The following is a 17504-nucleotide window of genomic DNA, read 5'->3' as shown; positions in this document are numbered from 1 at the left end:
ATTGAACAATGGCAGGCGGGACACTCCGCCCATCTGTGGCCTCCAAAGTATTCCCACTGGTAGCCGCATTTAGCATATGTGCACTTGATCCATGTTCCTCTGGATATCTTGACCCAGCCGTCCTGGAGAGGCTTTCTTGCTCGCCTGGCGGACCGGGGCTTGCGGCCTTTCGGGGCAAAATGCGACATCCTTACGATATCCGCACATGTTCCAGTTAAATCTAACTGGAGTGCCGGGGGCCTTTTCCTGAAATTCTGCCCCGGACGCCAATAGTGTTCTAGAATTCAGATATGCTACTAACTAAGCGAAAATTTTTATATATTACCCCTCTCGCCATGTACCTGATGAACAAGGCAATCCTTGCAGGACTGGCTGCCGGCGTTCTCGTAGTAGGACTACTTTTGAGCCCACTTCTTTCGGGTTCCTCGCTATCGAATGCCACTGCTCAGTCTATGATGGGCGGAACTAGGCACGTAACGCTGATCGCAATTGAGAAACAAGTGCAGGTAGCTCCAGATAACATTCTGCACCCTGGCGGCATCATGTACAACGCCATGACTTTTAATGGCACAATCCCGGGTCCGGTAATCTCTGTGGACCAAGGCGACAAGGTCATGATCACCCTGATAAACCAGGGCAAGAACATTCACAGTCTTGACTTCCACGCAGGCGTCGGTCCAACTCATGCTCTCTCTGGCTCTGTAAAGCCAAATCAGAGCAAGACATGGGAACTTGATGCAGTAAGCGCAGGAGCATTCCTATATCACTGCGGTGCTGACGGCCTCAACGGCGTATGGGAGCACATGGCAAACGGCATGTATGGCGGAATCGTAGTGCACCCACGGTACGAAAAGCCAGCAAAGGAATTCTACATGGTATTCAGTGACCTCTACAACACTGCAGACCAGGGTCTCTTCAAGGGCACAAACGGAGTAGTTGGCTCATTTGACGTAGGCAAACTAGTCAACGAGCAACCAGACCTCATACTGACCAACGGCATGGCACACAAGTACGTACCAAGCATTGGAACAGTGTCCAAGATTACACTGAACAAGAATGCGACAGTCTTCAAAGTCAAGCCGGGTGAACTGACAAGATGGTATGTCGTCAACCCAGGTACAGACAGCTATGTCGCGTTCCACTTCATCGCAGGCCAACTTGATGTCAAGGACGGCTCTGTCATGAACCGCTATGGTACAATCGTAAGGAACGACGAGACATGGACCATTCCACCAGGCTCCGCATCAGTAATCGAGGCAACATTCCCAGATCCGGGCGTGTACGTAGGTGTTGACCACAACATGTCGCACGTGCTCAAGGGCGCTGCGTTTGCTGTAGTGGCCGACCCAGCTTCAACCGATGGCGACCAGCCAGACGGGACCAGACCATCCTCAATGTCTGAAAACATGAAGATGGCTGGCATGTCGATGAGCGGCTAAGCTCCCCCTCCTTTTTCCTTTTTTTGATTTGTGCCGCAAAGCTTTTCTATTCTTATAATTGAAAAAAAACGGATTGACCAAGCGGCAATTCATAATTGATATCGGTGCCGAAAAGATCCCAGTCGAGGGCCAGGTGCACAGGAACGTGGCAGTAAAGTACCTCATGAGGCGCAGGCGATCCCTGCTCATGACAAAAAACCCTGAAAAAGTTGAAAAGTTGTACGCGGAAGCCCCAAAGTCCGTGAAAATAATAGGCAAGCAGCTTACCAAGGAATACAAAGTTAACTGGCAAAAGGAAGGCACCGAAGATTTTGTCGGCTCAAGGTTTGTCTTTACACTCGACGAAGCCGGGTCCAGTTCGACGAGTCCTGAGCTTCGAGAAGAAGCGTTCATCCCGGTAGCAAAGCCTTAGTCCGCATCTGGCCCGTCAATAGAATCCCGATGGCTTTCGGTAATAGGACATTCCTTCAATATAGAGTTAGGATTTTATCAACGAAGAGCCACACGCATCAGAGTATTGAACAGCGTTAACTTTGTCTTGCTTGGCGACTCTTCCCTAGGCGCCCAATTAGGAAAAAAGGGGACAGCCACTGACCTTGTCATTTATGATAGGAAAACTGCTGATACCGTTTACACATGGACGTCTCCGGTCACCTATCCTGACAAGATTCAGCCGCTGATGCAGGCCGTTAGCATCGGCGAATATGCCATTTTAAACGTCGACAAGCTCGACAAGTTTCTAGGCGAACAAGTGATGTCACTTGACGCTGCTGGTCCTAGGGCCGGATTCGTCCTCCACGGATACTCAGTTGACAGAGAAAAACTGAAGAGTTTACTCAAGTCTACCGAGATTTCAAACTACGAGTTTCTCGACAACATTGACTCGCTAAAAGCGGAGATGGCGGCGCTCAAGCCCATCGCGGGAGCGGGCAAAGCAGTGGTTGTGATTGACCACGCATTCGACGTAAAGGGCGTGGGTACCGTAGCATTGGGAGTCGTAAGGAAAGGAGCCATCAAGGCGTACGACAATCTTGTGCTGCTACCCTCTGGCAAGAGCGCGATGATAAAATCGATACAAATGCACGACGACCCTGTCCAGGAAGCGTCAAGTCCTGCCCGCGTCGGACTCGCTCTTAAGGGGGTAACTGCAGACGAAATCTCTCGGGGCGATGTGCTGGCGCAACCAGAAGGTGCCGAGCCAGGCGTCAAGGCGTCTGGAAATTCTATATCAATAGATTTCGTCAAGAGCCCTTTTTTTAAGGGAGACCTTCCTGATACTCATACTTATTTGATATCCGTAGGGGCGCAAATCCGCTCTGCGAAGATCAAGCATACGGGCGTGAAAGGAGAAAAAGGCGAACTGCTTGAAATTTCAATTGAGAAGCCTATTGCTGTCGAGTCTGCGCAGAACTGCGTATTGCTAAAGCCCGACAGTCCGTCAACAAGGATTGTGGGCCGTGGCCCGATTCGCTAGCAGCTCCGCGCCGCCAGTAGTCTTATATCGCTTTATCAAGCTAAACTTCGCATCGAGAACAGCAAGCGGCTTCACCTTGAAAAGAAGGGCATCAGGGTTTTTGCAGTAGCTGAAAGTTGTGCCCGGGGAAGAGCACACTCTGCGCTTGCTGGCATTGTGATGCGTAAGGACTGGGTAATAGATGGCGTTGTTCTTGGCAAAGCGACTCGGGAAGGACTCGATGCCACCGATGTTATCTTGTCAATGTACCAAGCGCTAGATAGGACCGACATTAATTTCGTAATGCTTGACGGGCTGATAATCAGCATGTACAACATTATTGAGCCAGCGCGAATCGTATCAAGCGCCAGAATTCCGGTTGTAGCAGTCACCTTTAGACCCTCAAAGGGACTCGAGAAAATCATACGCGACAGATTTCCCGATTCGGACAGGCGGCTTGAAATTTACCACACCCTTGGCGTGCGCGATAAAATCACTCTTGACACTGGAAAGCAGGTCTACATCCGCTACTGGGGCCTTGACCTGAAACAGGCACAAAAAGTCACAAACAGATTCAACCTCCAAGGCGCCCTACCAGAGCCAATAAGAGTTGCAAAACTCGTCGCGCGCTCGTATTCCCATGCTTTAAAATAGTACTCGCTTGCGATCAAGGCTTGCCAAAGTCCACCAAGGGCTTCGGCAAGTGGTGGGGTGGCAGAGCGGCCATGCGTTCGCCTGCAGTGGGATTGCCCTTGCAGTCAGCGGATTTATAGGGGTTCGAATCCCCTCCCCACCTTTTGCTGTCTCGCACAAGGCCAATGGGAGATTCAAATACTGGCTCCTTCTAGTGCTCGATCGATTGCGGGCGGCTGCCTTGACTTGAAGAACTTTTCATTTACCTTTGAAGTTCGCGCGGACCTTCCGGCTGTCTGGAACTTTTACACTGACCTGAGGCACCTGGACGTCATAACACCAAAGGCGCTCAGGCTAAGGGTTGTAAGGTCAAGCTGCGGTCACGCCATGGTCGAGGGGGCGGACGTCTGGCTAGATGCAAGACCTATGATTTTTCATTTGCGATGGCATACAAAAATCACTTTGCTGCGTCCCTACAGGTATGAAGACGAGATGATAAGTGGCCCTTTCAAGACATGGAAACATATCCACGATTTCAGGACGGTCGAGCCCGGTGTCACCCTGGTCGCTGACAGCGGCCTGTTTGAGCTGCCGTATGGCCCGCTCGGAGGGTTATTCGAAGGCTATGCCTACTCTACAATTTCCAAGATATTTCAGGCCCGCAAGCAGGCAACCATTTCGGCCCTTGAAACTGGTAATCCGCTGGAAGGCTAAATTACACCGACCGAGTGCGCCAGCTGTCTTGCCGCGCTAGAGTCTATTTTTTCTCTAGCGAGGATGGTATAGCGCTCCGGTCGCAGACCCTGGGCAGCGACTAGTGATTTTACAACCTGCTCGTCGCCAATTCCTATATCTCTTGCCCTGACAGGGGCTCCGACTTTCTGAAGCGCATTTACTATCTTCTGCCAGTCAAGGCCGTGCAACTTTGCCATCATGATTGTGCCAAGGCCAACTCTTTCGCCATGAAGGCCGCATTCCGCGCCCACAACGTATTCGAGCGCGTGGCTGAATAGGTGCTCCGCGCCGGAGCAAGGCCTACTACTACCTGCGATACATGCCGCCACGCCTGCAGAAATCAAGGCCTCTACCACAGTCCGGATACCAAATCCCTGCCTGTCAACAATTCTGTCGGCATTGTCGAGAATGATCTCTGCGCTCATGGAAGCAAGATTCGCGGCGTAACTTCCAAAATACTCTCCTACGCTGTCACGCGCAAGTTCCCAGTCCTTCACCGCCGTAAGCTTGGCAACCAGGTCGCCGCACCCCCCGGCAAGCAGCCTTGGAGGAGCTTGCGAAAGGAGCGTCGTGTCTGCCAGCACCCCTATGGGCGTGTTTGCCTTTATGGAATGTGGTTTGTCTGTGCCCCGTACAGAGACAAAGGGGCTTGAAATGCCATCGTGCGAAGCCGAGGTAGGGACGCTGACAAACGGTCTTGAGATTTTGAAGGCGGTCATTTTTGCAATGTCCACCGAGCGTCCGCCACCAAACCCAATTACGATGTCGGGCGCGTTGCCATCGCCTATTTTTTCCCGCAGCTTCAGCACCGTATCCATCGACGCATCGGTTACTATGTACCATGAGCATGAAAGCGACTCGCTTGCGAGCGACTGCTCCAGCTGCGCCCCTGCCCTCGATTTTACGGTTCTTCCTGAAATTATCGCAATGTTCCGGACGCCAGACTCAATCGAGCGTACAAAAGAGCCTGCCTGTGACACGACTCCGTCTCCGATCAGAATCTTGCGCGGGAGCTCCATGAGATGTACCGGCGAAGATTCCAACGGAGCAAAAAGGGCCATGGCAACTAATTAATCTTGAGCAAGTCTCTACTTGCAGAGTACCCTGACTTTTCTTAACTGGCGGGCACCTTTCACTTTAATTCTCGGCTTCTGGCTGCCTATAGCGAGCGCGGGCACACTTCCGTATGTCCGGCGAGCGGCGAATGATTCACCGGGAAAGTTCAGGCAAAGCCGGAATGGTTGTGATTCGGATGGTGGTGGATCATTTCCGTACAGCACGAGCACTCATTCTGTATGCATTCCTCGTCAGAATTACATTTGCACGAAACACAGTGCATCTGGGTCGACATAGGTTAACTCCGCTTTGGAAAGACAAAGGAATTAAGAGTTACGCCGATGGCGCCCGGATTCTTTATAGCGATGATTTTGGCGCAGAGGGATTGGGCGAAATAGCAACAAGACGTTTCGCTGTTGTCCATGTGCAGTCACCTAACGGCTAACCGGGCCGTAGGCCCGTTTCCTGACAAAGTGAAAAGTCGATGTCCCGTCTTGTGACCATCAATCTTTTGAAAGGTTTTGATAGTATTGCTGTCAGAATTGCAGGCTGGGGACTGTCGGCCCGAGCCAAATGCTTAATTAAGGCACCGGAGGAGCTAAGAATACACGGGCCCAGCTGAGCGTATCACAAAGGCCGCTCCACACGGGAATATGCATTGATTCAGAAAACAAAAAAACACATTGAAACACTACAGTGGAGATTAGATTCATGAGTTTCATGGCAGTTATCCTGCAGAGCCTGCCGCAGGAGGCTGGCCTTACCAAAATTGAATACGAAGGTCCTCGAATAGCACTGTACACCAGAAACCCTTCGTACTTGGTCCAGAACCACCAGCTGGTTTCCAACATTGTAAACGCGATAAAAAAGAGGATAGTTGTCAGGACAGACGAATCCATTCGAAGCTCCGAAAAGGAGTGTGCGTCAATCATTTCAAAATCACTTTCGTCCGAAGTCGGGCTTGTTGAGACATTCTTTGATTCTGTGACCGGCGAGGCAATCGCATTCGTAAAGAAACCGTGGCTGGTAGCTCAGGCAGGGGACGACTATGACAGCATAGAGCTATTGGAAAAGACGGGATGGAGGGTAAAAATCAAACGAGCGCCGGTGGACACCTCTGTCCTACGCACGGTTTATGATTTGCTAACAGCCCATGCGCCAGAGCGCATGCGGTTTTATCGCGATGTGGGCGAAAAGATCTTTCGCGAAAGATTGACAAACGAAGCAGAGGCCAGCGTCGTCGCGCTGGGCGGGTTTGCAGAAGTCGGGAGATCGTGCATCCTGCTCCTGACGTCAGAGAGCAAGATTCTTCTTGACTGTGGAATCAACACCGCAGCACACGACTCGTTGAGCGCTCTGCCTCGATTCGACGTTTCGGGCCTGCTCATGGAGCAAATCGATGGAGTCGTGCTTACACACGCCCATATGGACCACGCAGGATTTCTGCCTGCTCTTTTCAAATACGGCTATCGTGGACCTGTCTATTGCACAGACCCTACGCTTGGATTGATGTATCTTCTCCAGCATGATTATGTCGAGCGCAAAGGCTCAAACGCACTTTATTCTGCTACAGACATTGCCGAAGAGGTCATTCGGACAATCACCCTGACTTACGGTACGGTGACGGACATCTCGCCTGACGTCCGTCTGGTGCTTTCTAACACGGGACACATTATCGGATCCTCGTCAGTACACCTTCACATCGGAAACGGGGATCACAATCTGGTCTATACCGGAGACCTGAAGTTCGGCAAGACCATTGCACTCGAGAACGCCTCCTGGAATTTTGCACGCGTTGAAACCCTGATAATAGAAAGCACGTATGGCGGCCGAGACGATGTATTTGAGCCCCGTGAAAGGGCAGAAGCCTTGTTCGCGCAGTTTATCAACTCTGTTGCGGGCGCAGGGGGGAACATCCTTGTCCCTGCACCGGTCGCCGGTGTATCACAGGAACTTGTCCTTCTGCTTGACTCTTTGATCCAGTCAGGCAAGGTTTCCCCTCAGGTCGACGTCGTTGTCGACGGCTTGATAGCCAAGGCCTCGTCGCTTTACGAGGCGTTTCCGGAATACCTTGACAGAGACCTGCGAAGTCGAATACTCAGGTCCGAATCCACGCAATTTGGGTTCAGCGATAACTTCGTACGCTCTGATACCGTCGTCAGCCTGAAAAAGCCGACGGTCGTGATATCCTCCTCTGCTTTTCTTTCAGGAAGCAATTCACTTGAATATCTGCGCCAAATCGCAGGCGACCCGAAAAATATGTTGTTATTCGTATCCTACCAACCGCTTGACACTCTAGGGAGGGCAATTCTGGAAGGCCGGGCAAAAAGCTTGTCATTCCCTCAAGAGTCATCCGAACATGCCGGCCAGCAGGTCGAGCTCAGGTGTAGGATAGAAAGACTGCATGGGCTTGATAGCCATAGCGACTACAACCAGCTCATGGCCTATGTCGCCAGGCTGAGACCAAAGCTCCGAAGGGTGCTTGTCAACCACGGCGAAAAGCCAAAGGCACAAAACCTTGCAAGCTCCATAAGCAAAAGCCTAAAGATACAAACGCAGCATCCTCTTGTCCAAGAGGCCGTCAAGCTACTTTAGGTCGTATGCGCCTCGCCAGATTTTGACGCCCGGCGGCGTAATCACGACCCTCTCTTCGCCCAGACGCGCGATGTCGCCTCCGACAGATTGCGCATAGGAATACAGGTCTTCGACTACTTTCCGAAGCTCCTCGACGTCCTTCTGTGCCAGAGGAGTGACCCTGAGGATCAGTATCATGTGCTTCTTAATGTCGTCTTTGACGGCAGCCACGTCGCTCGCGTCGCGAAGCGTAATTGCCTTCAAGTAAACAGGTGTTTTTTGGGTCTGCATCTGATTCCTTCTGCTTCAGCTTGGGTGAGGTGAAAGGTGATCCTACATCTCAATAGTCATGCTGGTCAGCTCCGGTTTACCTCAAAGTCTAGGATTTCTTACCAAGGGCGAACTAGCATGTCGGCGCGACGGCCCGCTTAGATGCGGAGTTCCTGAAACCCGTCGTCAATTGCAGGGGAGCACTGGATTTCAGAAGTTGAGCCGCCAGTCGATACTCGTACAAACGATTGGCTTTCCTTGGGGGCGTCCGAATACCTCAGCGCGATGCCCGCGGCAAGCTCTACTGTTTCCTGAACTGGGAAGCTTGACCTCAGCAGGCAAGTGGGCCCGACGTAGTCGCGTGCTTCAATCACGATATCGGAAGGGGCCGAGAGCGACGAAATTATCTCGTTTTCGTCCTTGTTCCTTCCGATTATCAGCTTTGACCTTTCGTCTAGCCGGAAATGCCTGCCGACCTTTAGCAGCTCAATGTCATTTAGTGACGGAATATCCTCTGCGTGATCTATCGCGTCTTCGACCCTCTTGGAAAAAGCTGGGTCTGTCAGGAGGCAACCCCCAGCTGCATTGGGTGGGTCTTCAATGCCAAACTCTTTCGCCAATTGCAGCTGGCCCTTGCGCGACCTTCCCTTGATGTCGCCAAGCGACTGGCGGTTGACTAGGCCGATTTTCTCTGCTTCGGTAGGAGGAAGGTGCTTGGCAGATAGTGGCCTGAGTACCTTTCCTGCCATGCCTGTTTCATCCTCTATGATATGAAGGGCCCTGTTGTTCTGGCTCATGGGGCGCTGAAACAAAACCTCGCCGGTGATCACAAAGTCGGCGCCGATATTATCCATGTGATCTTTGGCTGCCCGGTACATCATTGCCCTGCAGTCAATGCAAGGGTTCATCCCTGACCCATAGCCATGTTTTGGTTTCTTTAACATCCTCAGGTATTCTTCGCCAAAGTAAACCGTCTTGAGCTTGATTCCCAGCTCGTCTGCTACCTCTTTTACGCGGTGGCCGCATCCCTTGCCACAGTCAAAGTCACAAAAAGGCGTCTTGATGGCAACGGCTTCGACATCAATGCCCTGTTCCAACATCATTCGAACGGCAAGGCTGCTGTCCAGCCCACCAGATAGTAGCGCCACAGCCAGCGGCTTCTTGGGCTCGCTCTTTGCCGGTTCTGGGAGTGCCATCTAGTTGAGGCGCGCCTGGTCGTAATAAAAATTAATGTGCCCCGCCTCTGACCCACATGCTTTCACAGGTTAGCCATCAATTTGATTGCCCTCAACATGCTCTTTGACGGGGTTCACACAAAGATGCCCCTTCTAGGTATTTGTCTTTTCCTGTACGGCTGAGAGGTCAAGTTCAAAGACGGACGCCGGCATTCGAAGCCGAAGAGCCTCCAGGACTGCAGGGGCTATTTCGCCTACATGACCCGAATTTTTGCCGCCAACGACCAGCTCTGCGTGGCGGCCATTTATGTAGAGACTCGACTGCGAAGGGAGGGTTTCCATGTTGCCCGCCCCGTCCTGCAATCGGCGAGTAACAAGGCCGTTCAATCCCAGAGACAATTCGAGCACCGCCCGCGCCGATGATAAAGCCTCGACAAAGTCAGCGTCGGGATGGCAGATGGCTGCTGCTACCATCCATTTCTCGGACACTGCGTTTGACTCTGACAGTGTAAACACCCTTCCTATTTCAAACAGCCTCTGCGGATAGTGTTCGTGCACGTTTCTCGAGAGCGCCTGAAGCAGGGAGGGAACTAGCGAGCTTCGCAAAAGCACATGCTCGGCGCTTTTTGAAGAATCCACCGAGATCCTTGCGCCGGCTTGCTGCGTATCTGAGACCGGGCCGTCGCCAGAGCCCTGTCCTGTAAGCGAGAAACTCAAGTTCTCTATCATTCCCAGGCCTACCAATGCAGACCTGATCGCGTCAAAACGCATTGACTGAAGGCTCCTGCTGCCAGCCGAAAAAACCGATGGCAGAGAAGGGAGCAGGTTTTGTATACCGTATCCTATTGAAAGCTCTTCCGCAAGGTCGATTTCTGACTGGATGTCGGTACGGTACCTCGGGATGGTGCAGACGATTCGCTTCCCGCTCAAAGACGCACCGAGTCTACACTTCTTCAAGCAGTGCAAAACCTGCCGCGGCGATAAGGAAGTGCCGACTATTTGATTCAGAAAGGTGGGAGTCGTAAAAATTTTCTTTGCCCGAAATTCGGGAGTGATCTCAGCCTTTGATCTTTCGATGACCTTGACGCTTCTTATCTTAAACCCTGCATCCGAAAGGTTCATGCCTATTACCGCGAGAATATCAAGGGCTGTTACCCTGCTTGTTGCCGTGACCTCGACTAGCAGGTTGCGGCAGGTAACGTCTACCTGGGTATCTGCGCCGTTTATGATTGGAGGGAAGGACAAAACCGTGCCTCTGGAATCACAAATGATAGGAAACGAGCCGCGCTCTTTCCAATCCGACGCGAGCGGCGCATACGTAATGCCGGTGTCGGTCTTTTCCAGGACCTCGAGCATGCTCATTTTCTTGGTTTCTCCAAGAGGCACAAAAGAAAATCCGCTGTCAACCGCCTTGTACAACAATGGCGGCCTAATTCGGTCCATGTTGTGAACCCCGATTGAAGCCTTTCTTCTTTTACGACCTAGGCCGTTGTGCAGGTCCTCCTGCATGGCGACCAGTTGCCTGATGTCGTCGTCGTCAAGTCTTCCTCCGGTAGCCGCGAGCGCGACGACAAAGGGCCGAAGAGCAGCTGCAGCCGGTTCGACCTTTATTGAAACTCCGCTTGAACCGGATATTGCCAGTTTTGGCATACCAATCTCGATCTCAAGCAGTCCCTTGAGCGCGCGCACGATACCGTACTGGGAAGAGTAATCCGGCCTGTTCGGGTTGTATTCCACCCTGATTGCAGTTTCGTCTTCGCCTTCGATGTCCAGACCGATAAATGGCAGAGCCTCTAACAGTCTATCAAGGGGGATTTCCGGCAGCTGTTCTTCCAGCCGGCTCTTTGTCAGGTTTACAACTGGCATTCGGGAACATGCCTCAGCCAAGAAAGCCTGCTACTGTACAAATCGCGCACATCATTGAGCCCGAAGCGCAGCATCGCAATGCGTTCTAACCCTCCGCCCCAAGCCAAGACCGGATTTTTTATGCCAAGCGGCCGTGTGACCTCGGGCCGAAAGATCCCCATACCAAACAGCTCGACCCATTTGCCGAGCGAATCGTTATAGACCATGCTCTGAAGCGAAGGCTCTGTGTAGGGAAAGAACGTCGGCCAAAACTTGATCTTGCTGATGCCCATCTTTTTGTAAAATTCAGTCTGCAGCCCTACAAGGTCGCGCAGGGTCGCGCCCTCGTATGTGGCTACACCCTCTACTTGGTGAAATTCGGCAAGATGCTTGTAGGACACCTTTTCATTCCTAAAGACTCTGCCGACCGAAAAATACCGGGCACTTTCTGGTTTCGCCTGCGCCAATGTCTGAAGGGTGACAGGGGTCGTATGCGTGCGCAGGACAAGACGCTCGGCTTCCTCCCTGCTCCACCTGGGGCCCCATCCCTTCTCATGAACCTTTGAAATCTTTGAAATCTGATCAGCGCTTGCTGGGATTGACCGGCCTGGCAGCGATAGATAGAACGTGTCCTGCATTTCCCTAGCCGGGTGGTCCTGGGGAGTGTAGAGGGCGTCGAAATTCCAGAAGGCTGACTGTACAAAGTCTCCGTCTATTTCCGCAAAGCCAAGACCGACAAATATTTCCTTTATCTCGTCTATAATCAGGGTCAGCGGATGAACTCTGCCCGGGTAGGCTTCGGGAGCGGGAGCCTCGACATCAATCGGGCTTACCGATACCTCCTTCCACTTGCCTGTCGCAATTAACTCAGGCGTCAGCTTTCGGACTTGATGCTCGTCAGAGCCTCCTTTAGAAAGGCTCACCTGCGAAGCTGCCTGCCTGCCTGTCTCTGTGAGAGTTATTTGCGCATTCTTTCTTTCAACCAGGACGATGTATTTGGGTCTGACTCTAAGCAGGTCTACGCCTTTCTTTTCTTGCTCTGACAGCTGCGCTTCATTCAGGGGCGAGCGATTTCTCAGGGTTTCAATCGCGCGCTCCTCGGCCGACAATTCTGCCACGGCAGTGTCCACACAGACGAGCGTGCCCTGATCGAACTTGACCCAGCCGGAGCGCTTGGCAGCTGCCACGGCAGCATTGGCTTCTTCCTTTTCAAGAAACCCTCTAGCTATTGCTTCGCCGATTGTTCTCGCCCCTGCTTTTACGGCGTATACCAGCCTGCGCTCAGGCAGCCCCTTTTCAGAGGCTATGGCGCCCAGTTCTCCCAAGACGAGTTCCGATTGTACTACCTCAGAGACAGAGACAAGATTTTTGAGCCGCAGCCATTCTATGCCGCGTCTAATCTGGTCTATGACTCTGCCGGTACTGGCAGCGAGTGATTCTGCAGAGGCCATTTCAGCGGAGGCAAGATGGCGGAGGATGTCTTTTTCAATCGGATGAAGATCGGAAATGGACAGAGATTTGGAAGTATGATCATTTGAAAAATCACTCATAAAACTTGCTTGCAAAAGAATACTTTTTAAACGTTTAACAGAAAGCTGAGAAACCATTGGAAAAAGATGAAAACGGCGAGCGAGCCGGCGGCGAGCCAGGTGATTTCGTCGTCACTCCCTGGGAGGTCGAGGGACAGGTCGATTACACGCGCCTGGTGGAAAAATTCGGCACACAGCCAATTACTTCCGAAATTCTCGCCAAGGTTCGACACATGACCGGTGAAATTCATCCGATGCTCAAGATGTCTTATTTTTTTTCACACCGTGATTTTGACTGGATACTGGACAGGTCCGAGAAGGGCGAGGATTTCTACCTCTATACCGGCAGAGGGCCTTCCGGGCCCGTGCACATGGGTCACATTCTGCCTTGGATTTTCACAAAGTATCTACAGGACAAGTTCGGCTCAAAACTCCTGTTTCAGTTCACGGACGATGAAAAGTATCTTTACGGAGCCGACAGGACTCGCGAGGAGATAAGGCGGTATACATATGAAAATATCTTGGACGTAATTGCGACCGGTTTTGACCATGAGAAGACCAAAATAATAATTGACACAAAGCATATCGCAAGCCTCTACCCCCTCGCAACGGAAATTGCCAAGAAAATCACTTTTTCCACTGCCAAGTCCGTGTTTGGATTTACAAACTCTACAAACATTGGGATGATAGGCTTCCCGCCGGTCCAGGCTGCGCCATGCTTTCTTCCATCAGTACTTGAAAGCAAAAAGGTGCCAGTCTTGATTCCCGCCGCAATCGACCAGGATCCGTACTGGCGCATGACCCGCGATGTCGCGGACCGGCTGGGGTACTACAAGCCCGCGCAAATCCACAGCAAGTTCCTGCCTGCTCTCGGCATCGGTGGCAAGATGTCGTCTTCAAAACCGGAAACTGCCGTATTTACGACCGACGATCCGGAGGTCATTGACAAAAAGGTATCCACTGCGCTTACTGGTGGCCAGCCTACTGTGGCGCTCCAGAGGGAGCTGGGCGCAAATGCGCTCGGTTGCCCCGTCTTTTGGTACCTGCGATATTTCTTTGACAACGAAAGGCAGTCGGACGAGCGGATGCTCAAATGCAAGAGCGGGGGCCTCCTGTGTGGCGAGTGCAAATCGGATCTTTCCAAGGGTGCCAAACCTTTTATCGCGGCCTTCAAAAAGAGGCGCGAGCGCGCCAAAGACCTGGTGACGAAATTCATGTTCGACGACAAACCGTTTGAGGCCTGAATGGTTCCGATGATATTTTCAATCGAGTGCGAGGACGACTACGAGGCGGAAAAACTAGCAGGCATGACAGCGGTCCAAAAAGACGGCTCGACATTTATCGCGGGGTTGAGCACGCTATTGGGAAGTGAGATTATTCTCAAACTACGGGACGGCTCATCGCACTCGGTGGTCCTGGCGAGCGAGGAGGACGCGGTAAAGTTGCAAAAGCTCATCCAGGCCGTTGCCGGCGGTAAATATGCTGTCTCGTCCAGCAGCTGTTTTGGCCGGAGGGCCTTGATCGAGCTTGTCGCCCGGCCGGCGTCTGCCGACGGCATATCCGGCTAACGCAGGTCTTTGTTCAGTTCATCTGTGAGTATTTCCTGAATTTTTCGAAAGTACAGGCCGGTCGAATACGGCATCATTGGAATATAGTCCTCGATTACCTGCATGACATAGGGAACCGCGCGCTTTGACACATTCATTTTGAACTTCATCCAAAGTATCCTGTCCTGCTCAAAGTGAACCTTATCCTTGAGGTGGTCCGGAACAAGTTCTATTGACCTGTCCTCTATTCGCCTAAACCAGTAAGCAAGAACCTCGGGGTCTAGGCCCTCTTTGAGGTTCTTTACGCCTTGTCCGATTCTGCCTGACGCCAGGTCAAGGGGGTCGTCTGCTATCACGAGGCCCAATTTCAGCTAGAAAATAAAAGATTGATAATCAATGTTTATTGCACTATGCATAAACGATGATTAAAGCATTTTACCGACTCGTCAAAGAAGCAGTCTGGTAGCCAATCTTGTAATTTGAGAAAAATAGCGGGTCTAATCTATATACTAGAACACGTAATAAAGTGCGAGGCAAGATAGACTGTATATCATCAAAATGGTGGGACCGTTGAAGTCCAACGCCCGATTACGGTACCGATAAGACACTTTCTATAATGATTGTTGCCCACGACGGCGACGCATTAGCGACCCTTGAAAAAGAGCTGGAGAATCAGGGATTTAATGTCCTTGTCTTTACAGACCCCAATAAGGCATTGCAGGATCTGTGGAAAAATCCCAAGATTGCAGATCTGGTTGTCTCGGACTCTAGGATGGAGAATATGACAGGCTTTGAGCTTGCAAGAATAGTAAAGGAGATACGAGAAGACCTAAGTGTTATCCTGACCTCTGCATTCGAAATAAATAGTGACGAGTTTGACAAAGTACTGCCTTCCACACGCATTGACGGCTTTTTGACCAAGCCGTTCCACGTAAATCAGCTAATAGATGTGATACGCCAGCTTGATTAGACGCGATGGCAGAGACGAGTTTATGCAGACTCTTGAGAACTGGATGAATGAAATCGTCGCCAAATATGCCGACGGCCATAATGAGGCTATCCCCGGAAAGCTAAAAGACGCATTTCAGAGTACCATGAAGGCAAATGTCGTCTATCATGCGGAAATGGCTACGATGCTCAAAACAAGCGACGACAAGTCACTTGTCAATTATCACTGCCTGATGTCTGATATGTACAGGACGTTTCTGTGTCCTGAACCTAATGCGAGCGATGCAGGTTAGCTGACCTGTTCGCCTAGACTGCTCGCTTGCTTGTGCTGTGCAGGTTGTCATGCAGCCTTCATTGGCTTTTTGCAAAAGTCAAGGTTGTCAACACATGTGACCGAAAATAGATAGATCGTAGAGATCATGTATTGAACCGCTTTATCGGATGTTTGACCTATGCGGGCATGTCGAAACTCTCTACCAAAAAGGCATCCGGATTTGCAGCAGTCTTTTTTCTGGCTGCAGCGGCCTTTGCAATGACAAGCATGTCAGCGGCGAATGCCCAAGTTCTGGCGCCTTCACAACTAGGACAACAGAGCGGTTCCTCCGTTACCATCAACGGCGCAGGTGCAACGTTTCCTGCCCCGATTATCAACGAATGGAGGTTGAACTATACCAAGAGCAATCCTTCGGTCAACATCAACTACCAGCCGATTGGAAGCGGTGCTGGCATCAAGCAACTGATGGCAAAGACAATTGATTTCGGTGCATCAGATGCACCGTTGAGCGCTTCACAGACATCGAACTTTTCGGCACCAGTGGTGCACATTCCAGAAACGATAGGTTCAGTAGTTGCAGCATACAACTTGCCCGAGTTTGCACACAAGGGACTTAACTTCACAGGTGCTGTACTTGCCGACATTTTCCAGGGCAAGGTGAAGAACTGGAACGACCCGGAAATCAAGGCACTCAACCCGACTGCCAACCTGCCAAACCAGCCGATAGTAGTCGTCCACAGGTCTGACGGCTCTGGAACAACATTTGTCTGGACAAGTTACCTCTCGAAAGCAAGCACTGACTGGAACACGACTGTAGGCCACGGAACTTCCGTCTCATGGCCGACAGGCCTGGGTGAGAACGGTAATCCCGGCGTCGCCAACACGGTCTCTTCAACACCCTATGCCATCGGATATGTCGAGCTGGCTTATGCGCTGACCTCACATCTCAACTACGGCTTTATCAAAAATGCAGCCGGTAACTTTGTCGAGCCTACCCTAAATTCAACACTGGCCGCAGTCACGGCAGCCGCAACGCAACTTCCTGCAGGCAATGAGTCATGGGCCCACGTCTCGCTACTCAACGCGACGGGAAGCGATTCGTATCCAATCGCAACTTTCACCTATCTTCTTGTCTACAAGGACATGAGCACGAACATCAACAGCATAGACAAGGCAAAGGCGGTGGCGAACTTTATCCAGTGGATAATCACCAACGGCCAGCAGATCTCTCAGACGCTGTCATACGTGCCTCTGCCAAGTGGCGTCGTGCAGGTTGACAACGCGACACTGCACTCGCTGACTTACAAGGGCCAGCCTGTCCTAGGTTAAAGCCACAGCCGCGCACGCGGCCCCCTCTTTTTTTGTTTTTCACGATGGCCGTTCTGAATATTTCAGGATTTTCCCCTGTGCGTCTATCTCGCCCCGCCGGATTCTCGTCGACGATATGGGGTTGCCGTCCTCCGCCAGTACAAGATCTACTGATATGACAGCGACGGGCTTTAGGCCCCTGGTTTTTCTTGTCGCGTTGAGCTCCTCGCCTCTAACCGCGGTTTCGGAGCTTGCGACAAGGACGTCGACGTGCCCGGTGGTGACGGCCGGCCCAAATTCGCCCTCCAGCCTTGCGATTGTATAGTCCGGGGTACCAAATTTCTGCGCTATCAGCCTCTTTAGGTTTGAAACTCTGGTATCGTAATCGTGGTTGAGCTTTTTGCCGCGCTTGGCTGCAAACTTGTCGCTTGACACTCCGATGATTACGTGGTCTGCTACTTCAAAGGCCTTTGAAAGAAGAGCAATGTGGCCTGCATGAATCTCGTCAAAGGTGCCTCCGGTGGCAGCAACTTTGAACTGCTGAGCCATCTCTCAGACGAGTCCTAGGCCTGCGACAAGCGCAACTATCCTTTCTTGAATATCTTGATTGCCTGAGGCGGGCAGACGTTCTCGCATGCCAGGCAGAATATGCAGTCCTTCTCCCTCTTCATAAACGGCTTTTTCTCCGACGACGCGTGGCCGGGAGTATCCAGCCATT

The 17504-nt window shown here is 51.7% G+C and carries 19 protein-coding genes and 1 tRNA gene; 12 read left to right on the top strand and 8 right to left on the bottom strand.

What is annotated here, in order from left to right; all coding sequences use genetic code 11:
* Window positions 1-344 precede the first annotated feature (344 nt).
* From ABI361_10695 to ABI361_10670, 6 genes are all read left to right on the top strand, one after another.
* Window positions 345-1439, top strand: coding sequence for a multicopper oxidase domain-containing protein (locus tag ABI361_10695; GenBank protein MEO9321131.1), 1095 nt, complete (start codon window positions 345-347; stop codon window positions 1437-1439).
* Between the two features lie 73 nt (window positions 1440-1512).
* A complete protein-coding gene (locus ABI361_10690) occupies window positions 1513-1851 on the top strand; it encodes a hypothetical protein (protein ID MEO9321130.1) in 339 nt (112 codons plus the stop codon).
* 105 nt (window positions 1852-1956) lie between these two features.
* A complete protein-coding gene (locus ABI361_10685) occupies window positions 1957-2913 on the top strand; it encodes an EF-Tu/IF-2/RF-3 family GTPase (protein ID MEO9321129.1) in 957 nt (318 codons plus the stop codon).
* A 24-nt stretch (window positions 2914-2937) separates the two neighbouring features.
* On the top strand, window positions 2938-3546 hold the full coding sequence (locus tag ABI361_10680) for a DUF99 family protein (protein MEO9321128.1): 609 nt from the start codon (window positions 2938-2940) through the stop codon (window positions 3544-3546).
* A gap of 51 nt (window positions 3547-3597) precedes the next feature.
* Window positions 3598-3688: transfer RNA gene (locus ABI361_10675), tRNA-Cys, on the top strand.
* 83 nt (window positions 3689-3771) lie between these two features.
* Window positions 3772-4239, top strand: coding sequence for an SRPBCC family protein (locus tag ABI361_10670; protein ID MEO9321127.1), 468 nt, complete (start codon window positions 3772-3774; stop codon window positions 4237-4239).
* On the opposite strand, the gene ABI361_10665 is transcribed toward ABI361_10670, so the two are convergent.
* Entirely contained in the window at window positions 4236-5303 is a 1068-nt protein-coding gene (locus ABI361_10665; GenBank protein ID MEO9321126.1) for an NAD(P)-dependent glycerol-1-phosphate dehydrogenase, read from the bottom strand. The two genes, ABI361_10670 and ABI361_10665, sit on opposite strands and share 4 nt — an antisense overlap.
* A 724-nt stretch (window positions 5304-6027) precedes the next feature.
* On the opposite strand from ABI361_10665, the gene ABI361_10660 reads away from it, so the two are divergent.
* Complete coding sequence (locus ABI361_10660; GenBank protein MEO9321125.1) at window positions 6028-7911, top strand: beta-CASP ribonuclease aCPSF1; 1884 nt, start codon at window positions 6028-6030, stop codon at window positions 7909-7911.
* On the opposite strand, the gene sepF is transcribed toward ABI361_10660, so the two are convergent.
* The 4 genes from sepF to ABI361_10640 form a co-directional block, all read right to left on the bottom strand.
* Window positions 7903-8181: a cell division protein SepF gene (gene sepF, locus ABI361_10655; protein ID MEO9321124.1), complete on the bottom strand. Its 279-nt coding sequence runs from the start codon at window positions 8179-8181 to the stop codon at window positions 7903-7905. The two genes, ABI361_10660 and sepF, sit on opposite strands and share 9 nt — an antisense overlap.
* A 137-nt stretch (window positions 8182-8318) precedes the next feature.
* On the bottom strand, window positions 8319-9356 hold the full coding sequence (locus ABI361_10650; protein ID MEO9321123.1) for an asparagine synthase-related protein: 1038 nt from the start codon (window positions 9354-9356) through the stop codon (window positions 8319-8321).
* Window positions 9357-9488: 132 nt separating this feature from the next.
* Window positions 9489-11201 (bottom strand): phenylalanine--tRNA ligase subunit beta, encoded by a 1713-nt coding sequence (gene pheT / locus ABI361_10645; protein ID MEO9321122.1) that lies wholly within the window; start codon window positions 11199-11201, stop codon window positions 9489-9491.
* Entirely contained in the window at window positions 11189-12730 is a 1542-nt protein-coding gene (locus ABI361_10640; GenBank protein MEO9321121.1) for a phenylalanine--tRNA ligase subunit alpha, read from the bottom strand. Before ABI361_10640 ends, pheT begins: the two co-directional genes overlap by 13 nt.
* Window positions 12731-12786: 56 nt before the next feature.
* On the opposite strand from ABI361_10640, the gene ABI361_10635 reads away from it, so the two are divergent.
* Both ABI361_10635 and ABI361_10630 read left to right on the top strand, forming a co-directional pair.
* Window positions 12787-13953 carry a tryptophan--tRNA ligase gene (locus ABI361_10635; GenBank protein ID MEO9321120.1) on the top strand — a complete coding sequence of 389 codons (1167 nt, stop codon included), beginning with the start codon at window positions 12787-12789 and terminating at the stop codon, window positions 13951-13953.
* Window positions 13954-14277 carry a hypothetical protein gene (locus tag ABI361_10630; protein MEO9321119.1) on the top strand — a complete coding sequence of 108 codons (324 nt, stop codon included), beginning with the start codon at window positions 13954-13956 and terminating at the stop codon, window positions 14275-14277.
* On the opposite strand, the gene ABI361_10625 is transcribed toward ABI361_10630, so the two are convergent.
* A complete protein-coding gene (locus tag ABI361_10625; GenBank protein ID MEO9321118.1) occupies window positions 14274-14612 on the bottom strand; it encodes a hypothetical protein in 339 nt (112 codons plus the stop codon). The genes ABI361_10630 and ABI361_10625 overlap by 4 nt on opposite strands.
* 260 nt (window positions 14613-14872) lie before the next feature.
* On the opposite strand from ABI361_10625, the gene ABI361_10620 reads away from it, so the two are divergent.
* The 3 genes from ABI361_10620 to pstS all read left to right on the top strand — a co-directional run bounded on the left by ABI361_10620 (window position 14873) and on the right by pstS (window position 16807).
* Complete coding sequence (locus ABI361_10620; protein MEO9321117.1) at window positions 14873-15226, top strand: response regulator; 354 nt, start codon at window positions 14873-14875, stop codon at window positions 15224-15226.
* Complete coding sequence (locus tag ABI361_10615) at window positions 15219-15497, top strand: hypothetical protein (GenBank protein MEO9321116.1); 279 nt, start codon at window positions 15219-15221, stop codon at window positions 15495-15497. The genes ABI361_10620 and ABI361_10615 overlap by 8 nt, the downstream gene beginning before the upstream one ends.
* A gap of 167 nt (window positions 15498-15664) precedes the next feature.
* On the top strand, window positions 15665-16807 hold the full coding sequence (gene pstS, locus ABI361_10610; GenBank protein MEO9321115.1) for a phosphate ABC transporter substrate-binding protein PstS: 1143 nt from the start codon (window positions 15665-15667) through the stop codon (window positions 16805-16807).
* 39 nt (window positions 16808-16846) lie between these two features.
* Here pstS and ABI361_10605 read toward each other — a convergent pair whose 3' ends face one another.
* On the bottom strand, window positions 16847-17335 hold the full coding sequence (locus ABI361_10605) for a pantetheine-phosphate adenylyltransferase (protein MEO9321114.1): 489 nt from the start codon (window positions 17333-17335) through the stop codon (window positions 16847-16849).
* Window positions 17336-17370: 35 nt separating this feature from the next.
* Window positions 17371-17504, bottom strand: a 134-nt coding sequence (locus tag ABI361_10600) for a 4Fe-4S binding protein (protein MEO9321113.1), incomplete at its 5' end; no start/stop codon positions are given.

The sequence above is a fragment of the Nitrososphaera sp. genome (genome assembly GCA_039938515.1).
Taxonomy (GTDB): domain Archaea; phylum Thermoproteota; class Nitrososphaeria; order Nitrososphaerales; family Nitrososphaeraceae; genus Nitrososphaera.
Note: the sequence above shows the minus strand (reverse complement) of the source record. Positions and strands in the feature narration are given on the sequence as shown.

Excerpts from the sequence above, each read along its gene's own strand:
- sepF (MEO9321124.1), bottom strand. The coding sequence starts at position 8,181 with ATGCAGACCCAAAAAACACCTGTTTACTTGAAGGCAATTACGCTTCGC.
- pstS (MEO9321115.1), top strand. The coding sequence starts at position 15,665 with ATGTCGAAACTCTCTACCAAAAAGGCATCCGGATTTGCAGCAGTCTTT.
- ABI361_10605 (MEO9321114.1), bottom strand. The coding sequence starts at position 17,335 with ATGGCTCAGCAGTTCAAAGTTGCTGCCACCGGAGGCACCTTTGACGAG.
- ABI361_10660 (MEO9321125.1), top strand. The coding sequence starts at position 6,028 with ATGAGTTTCATGGCAGTTATCCTGCAGAGCCTGCCGCAGGAGGCTGGC.
- ABI361_10695 (MEO9321131.1), top strand. The coding sequence starts at position 345 with ATGAACAAGGCAATCCTTGCAGGACTGGCTGCCGGCGTTCTCGTAGTA.
- ABI361_10620 (MEO9321117.1), top strand. The coding sequence starts at position 14,873 with ATGATTGTTGCCCACGACGGCGACGCATTAGCGACCCTTGAAAAAGAG.
- ABI361_10650 (MEO9321123.1), bottom strand. The coding sequence starts at position 9,356 with ATGGCACTCCCAGAACCGGCAAAGAGCGAGCCCAAGAAGCCGCTGGCT.
- ABI361_10640 (MEO9321121.1), bottom strand. The coding sequence starts at position 12,730 with ATGAGTGATTTTTCAAATGATCATACTTCCAAATCTCTGTCCATTTCC.
- pheT (MEO9321122.1), bottom strand. The coding sequence starts at position 11,201 with ATGCCAGTTGTAAACCTGACAAAGAGCCGGCTGGAAGAACAGCTGCCG.
- ABI361_10630 (MEO9321119.1), top strand. The coding sequence starts at position 13,954 with ATGGTTCCGATGATATTTTCAATCGAGTGCGAGGACGACTACGAGGCG.